This window comes from Micrococcaceae bacterium Sec5.7 (genome assembly GCA_039636785.1).
Taxonomy (GTDB): domain Bacteria; phylum Actinomycetota; class Actinomycetes; order Actinomycetales; family Micrococcaceae; genus Arthrobacter.
The window spans coordinates 1,709,214-1,724,092 of sequence record CP144169.1; the positions used below are offsets into that span (position 1 = coordinate 1,709,214).

General features: G+C 63.8%; 13 protein-coding genes, 1 tRNA gene and 3 pseudogenes. 5 read left to right on the top strand and 12 right to left on the bottom strand.

What is annotated here, in order from left to right:
- The first annotated feature begins 7 nt into the window (after positions 1–7).
- Together V3C33_08105 and V3C33_08110 are read left to right on the top strand one after the other, a co-directional pair.
- Complete coding sequence (locus V3C33_08105) at positions 8–1,348, top strand: 3-oxoacyl-ACP reductase (protein XAS69204.1); 1,341 nt, start codon at positions 8–10, stop codon at positions 1,346–1,348.
- Positions 1,345–2,256, top strand: a complete 912-nt coding sequence (locus tag V3C33_08110; GenBank protein ID XAS69205.1) for a MaoC/PaaZ C-terminal domain-containing protein — start codon at positions 1,345–1,347, stop codon at positions 2,254–2,256. The genes V3C33_08105 and V3C33_08110 overlap by 4 nt, the downstream gene beginning before the upstream one ends.
- 348 nt (positions 2,257–2,604) lie before the next feature.
- On the opposite strand, the gene V3C33_08115 is transcribed toward V3C33_08110, so the two are convergent.
- From V3C33_08115 to V3C33_08145, 7 genes and pseudogenes are all read right to left on the bottom strand, one after another.
- The gene (locus V3C33_08115; protein XAS69206.1) at positions 2,605–3,255 is read right to left on the bottom strand and encodes a hypothetical protein; all 651 of its coding nucleotides are present in this window, start codon (positions 3,253–3,255) and stop codon (positions 2,605–2,607) included.
- Positions 3,256–3,499: 244 nt separating this feature from the next.
- A complete protein-coding gene (locus V3C33_08120) occupies positions 3,500–4,609 on the bottom strand; it encodes a serine hydrolase domain-containing protein (GenBank protein XAS69207.1) in 1,110 nt (369 codons plus the stop codon).
- Positions 4,603–5,009 (bottom strand): annotated as a pseudogene (locus tag V3C33_08125) (hypothetical protein). The gene V3C33_08120 and the pseudogene V3C33_08125 overlap by 7 nt, the downstream one beginning before the upstream one ends.
- A 91-nt stretch (positions 5,010–5,100) precedes the next feature.
- A pseudogene (locus tag V3C33_08130) lies at positions 5,101–5,310 on the bottom strand (M50 family peptidase).
- A gap of 183 nt (positions 5,311–5,493) precedes the next feature.
- Entirely contained in the window at positions 5,494–7,050 is a 1,557-nt protein-coding gene (locus V3C33_08135) for an IS1182 family transposase (GenBank protein ID XAS69208.1), read from the bottom strand.
- Positions 7,051–7,112: 62 nt separating this feature from the next.
- Positions 7,113–7,664 carry a M50 family metallopeptidase gene (locus V3C33_08140; GenBank protein XAS69209.1) on the bottom strand — a complete coding sequence of 184 codons (552 nt, stop codon included), beginning with the start codon at positions 7,662–7,664 and terminating at the stop codon, positions 7,113–7,115.
- Positions 7,661–8,014 (bottom strand): TraR/DksA C4-type zinc finger protein, encoded by a 354-nt coding sequence (locus V3C33_08145; GenBank protein XAS69210.1) that lies wholly within the window; start codon positions 8,012–8,014, stop codon positions 7,661–7,663. Before V3C33_08145 ends, V3C33_08140 begins: the two co-directional genes overlap by 4 nt.
- Positions 8,015–8,529: 515 nt before the next feature.
- Here V3C33_08145 and V3C33_08150 point away from each other — a divergent pair.
- Complete coding sequence (locus V3C33_08150; protein ID XAS69211.1) at positions 8,530–8,994, top strand: GatB/YqeY domain-containing protein; 465 nt, start codon at positions 8,530–8,532, stop codon at positions 8,992–8,994.
- A 122-nt stretch (positions 8,995–9,116) separates the two neighbouring features.
- Here the strand turns inward: V3C33_08150 and V3C33_08155 are convergent.
- The 5 genes and pseudogenes from V3C33_08155 to V3C33_08175 all read right to left on the bottom strand — a co-directional run bounded on the left by V3C33_08155 (position 9,117) and on the right by V3C33_08175 (position 12,211).
- Positions 9,117–9,606 (bottom strand): annotated as a pseudogene (locus V3C33_08155) (IS1380 family transposase).
- 98 nt (positions 9,607–9,704) lie between these two features.
- Positions 9,705–10,184 (bottom strand): hypothetical protein, encoded by a 480-nt coding sequence (locus V3C33_08160; protein XAS69212.1) that lies wholly within the window; start codon positions 10,182–10,184, stop codon positions 9,705–9,707.
- Between the two features lie 454 nt (positions 10,185–10,638).
- Entirely contained in the window at positions 10,639–11,010 is a 372-nt protein-coding gene (locus tag V3C33_08165) for a VOC family protein (protein XAS69213.1), read from the bottom strand.
- Positions 11,011–11,168: 158 nt separating this feature from the next.
- Entirely contained in the window at positions 11,169–11,465 is a 297-nt protein-coding gene (locus tag V3C33_08170) for a hypothetical protein (GenBank protein XAS69214.1), read from the bottom strand.
- 663 nt (positions 11,466–12,128) lie between these two features.
- Positions 12,129–12,211, bottom strand: a tRNA-Leu gene (locus V3C33_08175).
- Positions 12,212–12,388: 177 nt separating this feature from the next.
- On the opposite strand from V3C33_08175, the gene V3C33_08180 reads away from it, so the two are divergent.
- Together V3C33_08180 and V3C33_08185 are read left to right on the top strand one after the other, a co-directional pair.
- Complete coding sequence (locus tag V3C33_08180; protein XAS69215.1) at positions 12,389–13,693, top strand: M20/M25/M40 family metallo-hydrolase; 1,305 nt, start codon at positions 12,389–12,391, stop codon at positions 13,691–13,693.
- 12 nt (positions 13,694–13,705) lie between these two features.
- Complete coding sequence (locus tag V3C33_08185) at positions 13,706–14,866, top strand: acyl-CoA dehydrogenase family protein (GenBank protein ID XAS69216.1); 1,161 nt, start codon at positions 13,706–13,708, stop codon at positions 14,864–14,866.
- The last annotated feature ends 13 nt before the right edge of the window (positions 14,867–14,879 follow it).

Here is a 14,879-nt window from a genome sequence, read left to right on the forward strand (position 1 = left end):
GGACCGGATGACAGACAAATACACCCACTTTGTGAGCGGGGGCTTTGGCAGGGACATCGCCAGAAAACTGGGACTTCCGCAGCCCGTCGTGCTTCGCCGCCACAAGCCAGGGCAGCCGCTCATCACCGGCCCCATCCTGATCCAGGGCTCCACCGACGGCGCAGACAGGCTCGCAGCAACGCTCCTGTCCTGGGATCTCGATGTACGCCGCCACGCAGTACCCAAGGAAAGACTCGGCGCCATCATCCTGGTCCTGGACGAGCTGGCCAGCCCCGAGGACCTGGAAAAGCCTGTCCTGTCTGCTGCATCGTCACTGCGGGACCTCGCCTCCAATGCGAGAGTGGTCACTATTTCACATGAGTCAGGCGCCGCCGGCACACCGGCGGCTGCGGCTGCACGTCAGGGGGTGGATGGCCTGCTGCGCTCGCTGGCGAAGGAGCTCCGTTCCGGCGCCACGGGGAACGGGATTGTCCTGGCTGAGGATGTGATCACCACGAGTCCCAGTGTTTTGGGCGCGCTGAGGTTCTTCCTGTCCGGCCGTTCCGCTTTTGTCGATGGCCAGTTCCTTACCGTAACCTCGGCCGAAGGAAAGCTGCCCGACGACGTCGAGAAGCCCCTCGCCGGCAAAGTCGCCGTTGTTACGGGTGCCGCACGTGGGATCGGTGCCGCGATCGCGCGGACTCTATACCGCGACGGTGCCACACTGATCGTCGTCGACATTCCCGGGGCAGGGGACCACCTCGCCGAGGTCGCCAACGAAGTCCGGGGAACCGCACTTCAGCTGGACATCAGCAGGGAAGATGCGGGCCGGCGGATCATCGACCACGCAGTTGAAAGACACGGCCGCCTGGACATCGTCATTCACAACGCCGGGATTACGCGGGACAGGCTTCTCGCCAACATGGACCAGGGCCGGTGGAGCTCGGTGATCGCTGTTAACATTGCCGCGCAGCTCCGGATCAACAACGCGCTGCTGGCATCGGAGCACTTCCGGGACGCACCCCGCATTGTGTCGGTTGCGTCCACTAGCGGCATCGCCGGCAACCGCGGGCAGACCAATTATGCCGCCTCCAAGAGCGGCGTGATGGGCATGGTCCGCGCCACGGCGCCGCTGCTGGCAGCCCACGGAGGCTCCATCAACGCAGTGGCGCCGGGTTTCATCGAAACAGAGATGACGGCCCGGATTCCCTTCGCCACCCGCGAAATTGCCCGCAGGCTCAACTCGCTGCAACAGGGCGGGCAGCCCGGGGATGTGGCCGAAGCCATCGCCTTCCTGGCCAGCGACGCCGCCGGAGGCATCTCCGGCGAGGTGCTGCGGGTCTGCGGACAGAACCTGGTCGGGGCATGACCGGCGTTCCCCCCGTCATCCTGGGAGAGATGCCGTCGCTGTCAAAGCTGTACGTGAACGCCGCCGCAGCAGCCGCCCGGCGTCGTGTGCTGGGATCCAGTGCCGGTGACACGTTGCCCGTTGCATCCCACGAAGTCAGGGGCGTGCAGGCCGGAGTGGGAAACCTCACGGCCTACCAGCACCTGATCGGAGAAACAGGAAGCGATATCCTCCCGGCCGGCTTTATCCATGCACTGGCTTTTCCGGTAGCCATGAGCGTTATGAACCGCGATGACTTTCCGCTGCCGCTGCTGGGCATGATCCACCTGAAAAACCGGGTGGAGCAGCACAGTCCAGTGTTGTTCACTGAAGCACTGGATGTCACTGCCTGGGCAGAGAACCTGCGGGGGCACCGCGCGGGAACCCAGCTGGACGTCATTGCCGAGGTCCGCGGCTCGGGAAACACCGCTATCCGCTGGCGGGGGACCTCCACCTACCTCGCCAAGGGTGTGTTCGTGCCGGGCATAGACAAGCCTTCGTCTCCTGTTGAGCCCGTGGCATTCAGGGCCCCGGATCCCACGGCGCTCTGGCATCTGGGGGTGGACACGGGCCGCGCCTACGCAGCTGTCTCGGGAGACTTCAATCCGATCCACCTCAGCGTGCTGTCGGCCAAGGCATTGGGTATGCGCCGCTCTATCGCGCACGGAATGTACCTGGCATCCAGGGCCCTGGCGGATGTGGGGGCGGCCAAGGGCGATTCCTTCATTTGGGAGGTCTCCTTCGAAGCACCGGTTTTCCTGCCGGCCCGCGTCGCCCTGGACATCACTACCGTCCAGCCGGAAGGCGGGGCGTGGCGCCGTTCCGACTATGTCGCCTGGAATCCGCGGTCCGGCCGCCGGCACTTCAGCGGCTCGGTCGCTGCTCTGTAGCTGCCGGCAGATTCATGGCATCCCGGGCAAAAAGGGCGTACGACGGCGGGCGCTCACCCTTTTGGGTGGCCGCCCATATCGCTTCGCGCTCTTTGCCGTCCCCTAGCCAGCAGGCCGGACCACACGGAGTATCCGGTGCAGACTCAGCAGAATGGATTCCGCCGCGCTCGCAGCGGCATCGTCCTGTCTTGCGCCGGCTGTGCCCGCTATTGCGGCTGCTACGGACGCTTCGGCGTCGGCGAACAGCTGGCGCTGCGTCACAAGGTCCCCATCGTGGAACGATTTAAGGACTCGGCCTACCGCAGCCGTTGCCTCAGCGAGCGGCCCGCTGTCCCGGAACGCTATGACTTACGGTGCGTTGTCCTCCCAGATGACGTCGGATAAGACATCGGTCATGTCCTGGATGTGGAAAGTCACGCGTTCCAGCTCGCGGAGGTTCTGGTAGTCAAGATCCACATCCCGGGGATGGAAGCGGCGGCGCGGATTGGCCCGGCGGCTGGCATCGGCTTCGTTGACGGCCTCCCGGACCGTGCGTGCCGCCTCCGCGAGATTTTCAGAAAGGCGCGACCAGTCCTCGTGCTCCGGCGGCCATTTCTCTTTGAGCGCCGCGGCCATGTCCGCCAGCTGCCGCGCCAGAGCCAGCCGGAGTTCAGCCAGGCTGACCGCCGCCGCGTTGAAGTGCAGTGGCGGGAAGACCAATAAGTTCACGTTATTCCCACAGCAACGCCCATCCATCTGGACGAGGTACCCGAAGGAGGAATCTTCCGGGTTGCTGCCGCCTGTCAGCAATACCAGCAGGGCCGCCGTCGGAATCCAGTCCCGGCCCGAACCGATTCCGGGCAATCCCGCAAGAAGTACCCCCAGGCCCATGACCACGGCGACCGTCAACGGGGAGGGATCGCTGATGCTTACCAGGAGAAACGCCAGGCCTATTCCCAAGGCCGGGCCCAGCAAAGTCTGCAGACCCTGTCCGACCGACCCGGCTACGTTGTGGTACATCGAAACCAGCGCGCCAAGTGGGGCATAGTAGGGATACTCCGCCGCCGAGCCTGGCATCAGTGGCGCAATGAGAAATGCAAGGCCTGCGGCCAGCGCTCCTTTGGCGGCAAGCTGCAGCCTTGACCAGGCGAAGGCAGCTGACAGGCCCGCGTTTGTGCCTTCAGGAGCTGTCGGGCGAAAGCCGGCCGGGTTGCTGGCCCGTGCCCACCGCTGGCATCCCGCCCACCCCAGGGCCAGGACATCACTACGACAAGACGCTGGAAGACTGCCGCACGGCAGCTGCCAGACGGTGCGCACGACCAGGGGTCCGGCCCTCCTCCTGCCGTTGCGGAATATAGCCGAACCCCAGGCCGTAGGCGGGATCGGCAAACCCGAGAGCGGCGTTGGCGCCCTCGTGCCCGAATGCCCGGTGGCTGCCGAAATTCCTGGACGGATGCGGTTTCATGAACACCACGGCAAAGGCGTTGTCCAGGCCGGACGTCCGGTCCAGGCCCCACACCTGTTCCTGGGCCATGATTCGGATGGTCTCCCCTGTCAGGAGTGGTGCAAGGCCGTCGACGCCGGTTGTGGCGGCGGCGTAGGCACGGGCGAGCCCGTCGGCCGATCCCACCCCTCCCGCGCTGCTCATGCCACCCGCACGGATGGCACGTTGATTGGGAAGCTCCATAACGGTGCTTACGGCGGCGTTGCCGTTAAGTCCGTCCAGACCCAGCGGATCCTGCCACGGCTGGAGGGGGTCGTCGTCGTACATCACGGCCCTGTACCGGGGTTCCTGGTCTTCGGGGAGACCCAGGAAGAAGTCGACGCGGTACGGCTGTCGGATCTGCTGATCATAGATGTTCTGCAGGGTGTCACCTGTAGTGCGCCGGCACAGTTCCTCCATCAGTATCCCGATGGTGAGTGCATGATAGCCAAATGCGTTCCCAGGGCGCCACAGCGGCTCGGCAGCGGCCAGCCTGGCAGCCGCTGCGGCGGTGGTGAATTCTTCGAGGGCAAAGCCGCCCTCCACACCGAGCAGGCCAGCCTGGTGGGACAACGCCCCGCGGACTGTGAGCCGGTCCTTTCCGTGCACGCCGAATTCGGGCCAATAGTGGGTCACCGTCCGGTCAAGATCCAGCAGGCCGTCCTGGACCAGCAGACCAACCACCATGGCGGCGACACCCTTGGAGCACGAGTAAGCGCCCGTGATCGAATCGGCCGCGATGTGCGGGCCGCCGCTCAGGTCCAGCACTTTGACGCCGTTCCGGTAGACGGCAAGCTGCGCGCTGTAGTCCGGGTCCTCGAGGAGGAAAGACTCAAACAGCTCCCTGACCTTGTCATAGCCGTGCAAAACAGATCCCTGGGAAATTAGCATGGATCAACCCTAGTGGCTCCGAAGGCGGGGCAGTGCGCCCATTCCGCTCCGTCTCCGGGCAAGATTTCCTCCCCGGCTTCACGTGACCCCGGCGAGGTCCACCGCCGAATGGCCTGCCGCCGAGGGACTTCCTGCCGCGGGGTGTCAGCCAGCCCCGGAGATCGGGGCCCTGCGGGAAGATCCCGGCGGGGATTGATGTCCTGATGCGCGATGTAGTAGTGCTGCGGTGATAGCCGCCCCTCCAGCCAGCCGAGGGCGGTCCAAAGGCGGAGATACGCGGCATCGTAGGCCTCCTCGAACCGGCAAAGCCGCAACGGTACACGCCGTTGTTCACCTCAGTGGAGACTCGTTTGTGGACCGAATCGATCTCTTCGGGCAGGTGTTCCGGATAGAGCAACGGGGAGCCGGGCCCCTACGTCGCCGTGTTCTACGGCGCTGGGTTCCGTGGCGCTTGCTACCGTGCTGCTGGGATCCCGGCTCATGCTCCGGGCCTATGTTGCAGTGGCCAGAATCCGGGAGATCGGTTGCCAGGCTACAAACCATGACCCTGCTACAAGGCCCGCAAAGAGTGCGATCCATACGACGGAGGGGATGGACGTGGCCCTGTACAGCAGGTAGGCATCGGACGTCGGCAGCTGATCCCTTCGTCTGAGATGGACGTGCACCAGCTTCCCGAGGTCCCGGACGGCGGCCACTAGGAGCCTGCTGATTTAGGCGGATCTATGACGCCCGGGTATTCCGGAGGGCCATTTTTTTGCCGGAGCCGGACGTCGGTTGGGGCCCTGCGGGGCTGAAATCCTGGTCCGTCGCCAGTCTTGGGCGCTCCGCGGGGCTTCTGGCCGCCGTTCGGGCCGGTCTCTGCGTGGCGGTCCTGGTCCGGGGTGTTATCCAAGTGCCCACGTCCCGTTCCGGCCGGTCAATCCGAGGTTGAGGAGTCGTTTGAGGTTGATTGCGGCAGCATGGGTCATCCACCAGGCATTATTCTTGGTGACCCCGCGGTAAGGGACGCGTCTGGCTCCGCGGGTCATCCACGCGATCGAGCGTTCGACCATGGGCCGGTGTTGCCGGTAGTCCGCCAGGAACTCCGGGTCAGTAGCCTTGGCCCGGTGTTCACGGCGGAGCCGGTCGTGGGGGTGGATCTGCATTTTCCGCCCGTTCTTCGCCGTCGTGCACCGGCTCATCAGCGGGCACGATGCGCAGGCTCCACCAAAACTTACCCGTCCTTTCGCACTGATCGCACGGGTGATCTTCGCCGGGCAGGTCACGGTTTTCGCGCTCTCGTCGATGCTGAAGTCATCGACAGTGAAACCGTCGGGGACGGCACGGCCCAGTGGCATCGGTTTGATGATCGGGGTATGGCCGGCGGCAGTGACAGCGGCCAGCAAATCGCCGCTGCCATACGCTGAATCACCCAAAACGTCGACCTGCCCGGTTCCGATGCTGGTGTCGGCGGCAATGAGTTCGGCACCGCGGGCCGCGTCGCTGTTGTCCGCGCCGGCCGCTTTCGTCAGGGCCGCGGCGGTGACCAGGCCGGTCTCGGGCTCTATCACGATGTGGCTTTTGAACCCGTCGATCTTCTTCTGCCGGCTCTTATGCGCGTGCCGGGCTTCCGGGTCAACCGTGGAAATGACCCGGTCCGGGGCGACCTTGCGGGCGATTCTCCACCGCCCGTCCGTGCCGTCGGACCCTTCGGCCGGTTCGACGTCCTGTCCGGCGACCAAGGCCAGGAGTGCGACCGTTTCCTGCTGCGCATCGTCCAGGGATTCGGCATCGATACTGCTCAGCAGGGTCAGGGCGTCGGCGACCAGCGCGGACACGAGATCATCCCGGGCACCCCTGTCATCCCAGGCGATGTCGGGTTTCCCGGGCTTGGCGTAATCATGGCCGCTCAGACCCGCTACCACCAGGTCCGCGCCGGGGATTTCCCGGCCGACCCGGCGGATCTGCGCGATCAACTGGGTGACCGTGTCCTGCCGGGCCACCGCGTCCTCAAGGATTGTTGAATCAATGGCCCGGCGCCTGCGTCCGGAAAGCGCACCCGAGCCGGCGATGACCTCCGTGACGGCCTCGAAGATACGGTGCGGACGGTCACTTTTCGCCAGGCGCCGGCGCCAATACGTCAACACCGTCGGGTGGAACGCGCCCTGATCCAGGCCGAACCCGCACGCCGCCTTCCACCGCAGGTCAAAGGTCAATGCCTCGGCGGTTTCGCGGTCGGAGAGATTATGGAGGGTCTGCAGGACCATGACCGAAGCGATCACGTCCGCCGGGGTCGACGGGCGGCCGCGGCCGGAGGCGAACAGGTCCGCGAACGCATCGTCCGGGAACAACTCGTGCCGGTTCTCGGCGAGGAACCTGAACACCGACCCGGCCGGGAGCATATGCCCGGCCAGGGCATCGGCATCCAAAAGCTGACGTTGACCATCATCGCGACCCTGCATACACCAAGTCTTAACCATCCCCGGGAATCCGCCCGGAGGCGCGCCTTAAAGTGCCGGATTAATCAGCAGCGTCCTAGGAAGGCAAGCCCCAAGATGATCACCACGTGGCCGGTCAGTTCCGCCGGAACAAACAGAACCAGCGCGGCGGCAACAATGGCCGCCGCCAGCATGATCAGCAACCCGATGGCGTTTCTGATGAACACGAGGGCTGCAAGCAGAATCAGGGTTCCCACTGACATGGCGGCAGGACCCCAGCCATTGAAACCGGACCACACCAAGGCTGCGCCAGTCACGGCAGGGACCGGATAACCCCAGAATCCGGACCAGACGGCAGGGAGCCGGCCCCGGCTGAAAGACGTGGTGGTGCCGGAATGATCCAGCCTGAGCTTGATGCCGCCCAGCCGCTGACCGCTCATCAGGGCGGCGAACGCGTGACCGAGCTCATGGGTCACCGTGGCCATAAGACCGAAGTACTTCCAAGTCGCCCGCGGGATTGATAGCACCGTGGCGATCAGAACCACCAGGGCCAGCTCGCCGACTGACACCTCGGGGACCCCAGCCTGGCCGAAGCCTGAGATGATCTTTTCCCACAGCCCCCGGAACAGGTCAGTCATGCTTTGCCTTTTGCATGAACCAGACAGTAGGGAGTCCAGGGCCTCGCCTCCAGCCTCCCCTCCGCAATGGATTCGCCGCACACAGCGCAATTTCCATAACTGCCGTCGGCAATCCGTGCAAGGGCCCCTTCGACCTGCACGAGTCCGGCTCTGCTCTGCTCCAGCAATGCTGAGGCCTGGGATAGCTCAAAGGCGATCGTGGCACCTTCCGGATCGTGTTCGTCGTCGACATTTGAATCCCGCCGGGCCGCGCTTGCCGAGCGTATGTCCTCCCGCAGCGCAGGCAACAACGCAAGTTTGCGCGCGCGTTCGTCTTCGAGGAGCATCCGAAAAGTTTCGTAGTCAGCCATAGGGATCAAGGCTAGCGCGGGAATGGCGTTCGCTCGGGACATAATTTACGACAAACGAAACAGGGCATTTTTGTTCCACTGAACGATGAGGATTATCCGTTGTTCCAACCACGCCACCCATGAGCGAGGCCAGGCGTGCGAACTTCTTCAAAGTCGCTTGGGAAGACGCGCGAAGTGCCGTTGTTGCTTGAACTTACACCCGCCCGAGAAGTCGATCACGCCCTGTCCGGTGTTCTCGAGGCATCCGCGCCGGAGGTCTCCGCAGCACCGCTACGGCACCACCAAGGTGCGCATAGTGGGATGCCGACCCGGCTACACGTCATTGACGGGGCATTCAGGTCGACGGTGCGCATCCCGTGACCGATGGGACTCTGACCATGACCTCCCGGTTAGACTGAAAGTGATCGTGCTGTGGCTGGACCTGGTTCCGGGGCGTGGTCGATTCCCTTCCGGGAAGTGCGGCAGGGGTGCACGGGATACGCACATGAGGAACACATCAAGGAGCGGGGAGAACCATGACTACCCTGAAGGAACGCCTGCACGCTGACGTCGTCATCCACATGAAGGACCGCAACAAGGTCGCACTCACCACGGTGCGTAATGTGCTGGGCGAGATTGAAACCCGCGAGAAGTCCGGCAGGACGCCGGTTGAGCTGAACGACGCACAAGTGACGGCCCTGCTGCAGAAGGAAGCCGCCAAACGCCGCGACACCGCCGGCATCTACACCAAGGCCGGAGAGACAGACCGTGCCGTGTCGGAAATTGCCGAAGCACAGATCATCGAGGCATACCTGCCGAAGCCGCTGACTGAGGCTGAGGTTGAGACCATCGTCGACGAGGCCATTGCGGACCTGAGGGCCGACGGCCAGGAACTCACGATGCGGCAGTTGGGCGCAGTGATGAAGCCTGTCACCGCCAAGGTCGCCGGCCGCTTCCACGGCAAGGCTGTCAGCGAGATCGTCCGCAACCGCCTCACTTAGCCTTGCTCCACCGGGCCGCTGATTGAGGGTCTGCGATTTTCGGCGGATTCCGTGAAAATGCTGTCACGGCAGCAGGAAATGATCGGCCTCCCTGCCCCGTGACCGGTCTTTTCGAAGAGGTCTGTGAGATTGAACGCCATCACGGACAGGACCAGCCAGGCGGCGTTCGCCGTTCCCGGACGGCAGGTGGGCCAGGTCACCGTCCTTCAGATCAGCACTAATCTGCTCGATAGTGGCATTTCCGCGATGGGTTTTGTCCGCCGCCAGGCTATCGAGTTCCCGGCCGGCGCGGTGGTGAAGAATGTATGGAACCGGTGGGTAGCAAAGAGCGTCTCCTGCCCGGTACTCTCTTGCGGATTTAGTTCCGGAATCCTGCGCACGATCAGGCTCCCGGGCGCCTGCCGGGATTTGCTCTCGGAGGGGAACGCGGCGAAGGGGCTTCGGCGACCTCCACGGCCGAGATCCATTGTCCGGTGGCCTCGTCACAGTCCGCGTTGGTGTCTTGGATCGGGATCCATGCGGCCTCGGCAATGCCCGCGATGGCCCGTTTGATGTGCGGTTCATCCGGGCGGTGATCGAGACGGCGGCCCCGGCATTGAGCGCGGCGCTCACGGCCGCATGGGATTCGAGAGGGTGCGATACGGGAATTCGATGTAGTTGTTCCGATCGGCGGGCGGCGAGGCAGGAGCCAAGCTTGGGAGCGGCTCGGATCAGGCGGCGATGACCTTCCGGTGCGGAATCGCACTCGCCAGCGCGAGCACTGCGAGGAGCGAGAAGAACTGGACGGCCCAGGAACGATGGCGAGTGCGACGATGCCAGACGACGCGCGCCCAGGTCGGCTCTCGGCTGGAGAGCGCGTAGCCGCCGAGTATCCCGACCAGCACCACCTCTACGGCGCCGCCGCCGTTCCCCGTCGTCACGAGCGCGACGATCGCGTCCGGGCTCGCGAACACCGCGAGGAAAGCGAGGGGCGCGAGTGCGAGCCAGCGCCAGCCGCGAGCACCGCCGGACCTCCGGAGGTACTCGGACCACCCCAGGAGCGCGCCCGCGACCGCGCCGGGAAGGAGAATGAGACCGAACGTGCCGAGCCGGTCCACCGTCAAGCCTGCACCGGCGACCTCGGCCATGTATCCGCGGAGGCTGGACGCCCACGCGAGTCCACACACCGCGCCGACAATCTTGAGTGTCATGCGCGACTCTTTCGTCGAATGCAGCGTCCCGCCTCGATGAGGGGTGCTTGTCATGAGGGCAACCCGAACGAATGGATAGAGTGTGGCAGTACGTGGGCAACGCCTCAATACAATCGCGATGCTGGGCCGTGCATTCAGTCTCTTCGACTTCCGGATCGTCGACGACGTCGTAGGCGCGGGGGCTTCCCGCAGGGGCCGAAGCATTTGGTGGTCAAGCGGTCGGGAGAACCCGTCATCGCCGTGAGCCGCCTGAGCCCAGATTTGTCGCGACGGGGGTTGTCTCGACCAGGCCGGCGTTCAAGTCGAGCGCCAGATTAAATGCCCACTCAAGGTTCCACTATCGGAACGATGACGGCAGCAAAAATGCGAACCGACATAGCCGAGTCGCGGTCGACACCAGAAGCCCCCGTTGACCTGTGGCGGCTCGTCGGGGTGACGCGACGAGGGCGTCGAACTAACCCTGTCGGAGCCCGAGGGTGTTGCCGTCGGGATCGCGGAACCACGCGGCGCGCGCGGGACCGAGCTGAGCGATGTGGCCCGTGGTGGCGAGGGGACCTTCGGCGTAGTCGAGGAACTCGACGCCCCTGGCGGCCAAGTCCTGGACCACGGCCTCGATGTCATCCACCTCGAAGTGGGCAAGGGTGTGCTCGGTCGCGATGGGCGGGCGCTTGAAGACGGAGATCTCGCTGACGGACCCGCAGCGGTACCGGACGGCGACTGGGGTCTCCCACAGGAACGTCAGGCCGACGGTGTCGCCGTAGAACTTTTTCGCGCGATCCAGGTCCGTGACCGGAATCGTCGCCACGACCATCGTTGCAGTGATCATCAGTAACCTCCTTGGGCCGGCCCGTACCGGTCGGCGTGAACAGACTGTCATATCTGAAGTCGTGCCGGGCGCGGACAAGCTTCTGCACCGAAGCCGACAAGCGCAGGGGAGGCCGCCGCCCAGACCACTCGGGCGGCCTCCCATACCGCTCCGTACCGCTAGGAAACGATCTTGTACACCTCGAAGACAGTCTCTTCAGGGGGCGATGCGAATCCACCCTCGATGCCCTGCTGCATCCGTGGAAGGAGGATGCTGTCGCGGAACTGTTCCCAGCTCTCCTTCGAATTGTGGACGGCCATGATCGTCCAGCCACCGGCGGAAGCGCCCGCCGCGTGGAAGGTCTGGCCGTCAGGCAAGCGCCCATCGCCTGGGTGAACCGCGGCAATCGATGCCTCGTACTGCTCCTGGGTTCCTCCTGCGAAGAAGTGCACAACTCCGTAGGGCTTGGCGTCCATATCTGCTCCTTAGATGGCGGGGACGTACTTGACATGCCAAGTACTCGACCCAGTCCCTTGGCATGTCAAGTAGCTGACGTACACTGCGCCCATGACCACCGACGCCGAGGGACGGATCGACGCCCGGACCCCGAGTCTGTACGACACGCCCGCCAAAAAATGCCGAACTGCTAGCCGGGCGTGAACCGCACCGAACGCCGAATACCGTGGCGTCAGCGGAGCACCCATGCCTGCCGATGGCCGTGCGAGCGTAGCCGCCAACAAGCAGCCGCGGCGTGCTGATGATCCAGGTCACCATGTCTCGAAACTCCACCTGTGAGGCGAGACACCGCATAGCCGCGCCCGCGAAGTAGTCCCTGGCGTTGTCCAGCGCCGACTCAGCGTTGCTGCAGGCATGGGCTTTGAGGACTGTGAGGAGGAAATTCGCGCTTTTCTTTGAGTCCATCTTCGGGGTTCTACGCGCATCGGTGTCCGGGTCAATCCACCGGTGCGTAATCGTGCCGTCTTTTCGTTCCCCTGGTTCTATGTATGCGACGACCATCACTATGCGTCGAACCGGTGACGGGTAGCGTATCTGAGGGTACGTGTGGTGAAAACGCCCATCCCATGGTTGAAGACACAAAAAAACCCCTAGAATCCTTGGATTCTAGGGGTTTCCCTTTGTGCGCGGAGGGGGACTTGAACCCCCACCCCCTTTCGAGGACTAGCACCTCAAGCTAGCGCGTCTGCCATTCCGCCACCCGCGCAGGTGGTATTTCGGACCACGACTTGCGCCTTTCAGCGGTTCGCTTTTCTCCGAAGCAGCGAGAAAAACTCTAACACGAACTTTGCGGAAAGATGGAATCGTGGCGAGTGGGTAGGCTGAACCTACACGGACCGGCTCTGGTCCTGAACTGTCTTCCCCAGTGCACCAGGAGTGAATAATGTCTGACATCCGGCCCGAGGATGAAGTTGTCCGGATCTGCCAGGAGCTCATCCGGATTGATACGTCCAACTTCGGAGACGGCTCAGGTCCCGGCGAGCGGGCTGCCGCGGAGTACACGGCGGGACTGATTGCTGAGGTGGGGCTGGACGCTGAAATTTTCGAGTCCGGACCAGGCCGCGCCAGCGTCGTTACCAGGCTCGCAGGTGAGGATCCTTCGGCCAGTGCCCTGGTGGTCCACGGACACCTGGATGTTGTCCCGGCGCTGAAGGAACAATGGTCTGTGGATCCCTTCGGTGCAGAGCTGAAGGATGGCCTGATCTGGGGCCGCGGTGCTGTGGACATGAAGGACATGGACGCAATGATCCTGTCTGTTATGCGCAATTTTGCCCGTACCGGACGCAAGCCCAAGCGGGACATTATTTTTGCCTTTTTCGCTGACGAGGAGGCCGGCGGCACCCACGGTTCCCAGTACGCGGTGAAGAACCGGCAGGATATTTTCGAGGGCGCCACCGAGGCAATTTCGGAGGTGGGCGGATTTTCGGCCACTATTGGCGGACAACGGACCTACCTGCTGCAGACGGCGGAAAAGGGCATCTCCTGGCTCCGGCTGGTCGCCCATGGCCGGGCCGGCCATGGCTCGCAGATCAACACGGACAACGCAGTAACGCGGCTGGCCGGCGCCGTAACCCGGATCGGCGAATACAAATGGCCAATTGAACTGACGCCCACCACACGGCAGTTCCTGGACGGCGTCACAGAGCTGACAGGCGTTGAGTTCGATCCCGATGACCCGGAGAAGATCCTGAAGGAGCTGGGCACGGTAGCCCGTTTTGTCGGCGCCACGCTCCAGAACACCGCTAATCCCACTCTGCTCAAGGGCGGCTACAAGCACAATGTCATCCCCGAGTCGGCCGAGGCACTGGTGGATTGCCGGACTCTTCCAGGTCAGCAGGACCAGGTGCTGGAAATCGTCCGCGAACTTGCGGGCGCCGGTGTGGACGTCAGCTACGTCCACCAGGACGTCTCCCTGGAGGTTCCGTTCGCGGGCAATTTGGTGGACTCCATGATTGATGCGCTCCACTCGGAGGATCCGGGCGCCCGGGTGCTTCCTTATACGCTGTCCGGCGGAACCGACAACAAAGCCCTCAGCAAGCTCGGGATCACCGGTTACGGCTTTGCGCCGCTGCTTCTGCCGGACGACCTCGACTTCACGGGCATGTTCCATGGCGTGGACGAGCGGGTCCCCGCGGATTCCCTCAAATTCGGTGCCAGGGTGCTCAATACCCTGCTTACCAACTACTGATCGGGCCAGTCAGTGACGCCGGAAGAGCTGCTTCCTGACGCCTTGTTGGAACGGATCCGCGGCAGGGCCGCGGGTTATGACCGTGACAACTCCTTCTTCCACGAGGATCTCGCGGAGCTTGCGGACGCGGGTTACCTGAAGATTTTTGTTCCGGTAGCCGACGGCGGACTGGGGCTCGGTCTCGCAGCGGCCGCCGGCTTTCAGCGCAGACTGGCGACGGCAGCCCCGGCCACCGCACTGGCCATCAACATGCATTTGGTCTGGACCGGCGTCGCGCACGTGCTCGCGGCAAGGGGAGATCACTCCCTTGATTTTGTGTTGGAGGAGGCAGGCAGGGGCGAGATCTTCGCGTTCGGGAATTCCGAAGCAGGAAACGACTCCGTGCTCTTTGACTCCCGCACCGACGCCACGGCTCGTCCGGATGGCAGCTATAGCTTCACCGGAACCAAAATCTTCACGAGCCTGTCCCCGGCCTGGACCCGGCTGGGGATCTTCGGCAAGGACAGTGCAGGACGTAACGGCGAGGGGGAGTTGGTGCACGGCTTCATCGCCCGCGACGCTCCGGGCTACGAAATCCTGGATGACTGGAACACCCTGGGCATGCGGGCGAGCCAATCGAACACCACTGTGCTGAAGGGCGTTGTGGTGCCCGCTGAGAGGGTATTCCGCAAGCTGCCGGTTGGGCCGAATCAGGATCCGCTGATCTTCGCTGTCTTTTCTTGTTTTGAAACCCTGCTCGCCGCCGTCTACTCAGGCATCGGTGAACGCGCCCTCGCGCTGGGAGTGGAGGCTGTGAAACGACGGACATCGTTCAAAAACGGCGGGCGCAGCTACGCCCAGGATCCGGACATCCGGTGGAAAGTGGCCAAGGCCGCCATGGCCATGGACTCGCTCTACCCGCAGCTGGCTGAAGTCTCCCGGGACGTGGATGAGCTGGCGGACCACGGACCGCAGTGGTTTCCGAGACTTGTCGGGCTGAAGATCCACGCCACCGAGACGGCTCGCCGTGTGGTTGACCTGGCCATCAGGGTATCCGGCGGCTCCAGCTACTATCAGGGTGCGGAACTCGAGAGGCTGTATCGGGACGTGCTGGCCGGAATGTTCCACCCGTCCGACGACGAATCGGCGCACAACACCGTTGCCAACGCATGGCTGGGACCGTTGGAAAGCTAGAAAAATTCAGGCA

Bases quoted from the DNA above. Each gene is read 5' to 3' on its own strand.
- V3C33_08105 (XAS69204.1), top strand. From the start codon at position 8: ATGACAGACAAATACACCCACTTTGTGAGCGGGGGCTTTGGCAGGGAC.
- V3C33_08150 (XAS69211.1), top strand. From the start codon at position 8,530: ATGACTACCCTGAAGGAACGCCTGCACGCTGACGTCGTCATCCACATG.
- V3C33_08115 (XAS69206.1), bottom strand. From the start codon at position 3,255: ATGTACCACAACGTAGCCGGGTCGGTCGGACAGGGTCTGCAGACTTTG.
- V3C33_08110 (XAS69205.1), top strand. From the start codon at position 1,345: ATGACCGGCGTTCCCCCCGTCATCCTGGGAGAGATGCCGTCGCTGTCA.
- V3C33_08145 (XAS69210.1), bottom strand. From the start codon at position 8,014: ATGGCTGACTACGAAACTTTTCGGATGCTCCTCGAAGACGAACGCGCG.
- V3C33_08120 (XAS69207.1), bottom strand. From the start codon at position 4,609: ATGCTAATTTCCCAGGGATCTGTTTTGCACGGCTATGACAAGGTCAGG.
- V3C33_08180 (XAS69215.1), top strand. From the start codon at position 12,389: ATGTCTGACATCCGGCCCGAGGATGAAGTTGTCCGGATCTGCCAGGAG.
- V3C33_08170 (XAS69214.1), bottom strand. From the start codon at position 11,465: ATGGACGCCAAGCCCTACGGAGTTGTGCACTTCTTCGCAGGAGGAACC.
- V3C33_08135 (XAS69208.1), bottom strand. From the start codon at position 7,050: ATGCAGGGTCGCGATGATGGTCAACGTCAGCTTTTGGATGCCGATGCC.
- V3C33_08160 (XAS69212.1), bottom strand. From the start codon at position 10,184: ATGACACTCAAGATTGTCGGCGCGGTGTGTGGACTCGCGTGGGCGTCC.
- V3C33_08140 (XAS69209.1), bottom strand. From the start codon at position 7,664: ATGACTGACCTGTTCCGGGGGCTGTGGGAAAAGATCATCTCAGGCTTC.
- V3C33_08165 (XAS69213.1), bottom strand. From the start codon at position 11,010: ATGATCACTGCAACGATGGTCGTGGCGACGATTCCGGTCACGGACCTG.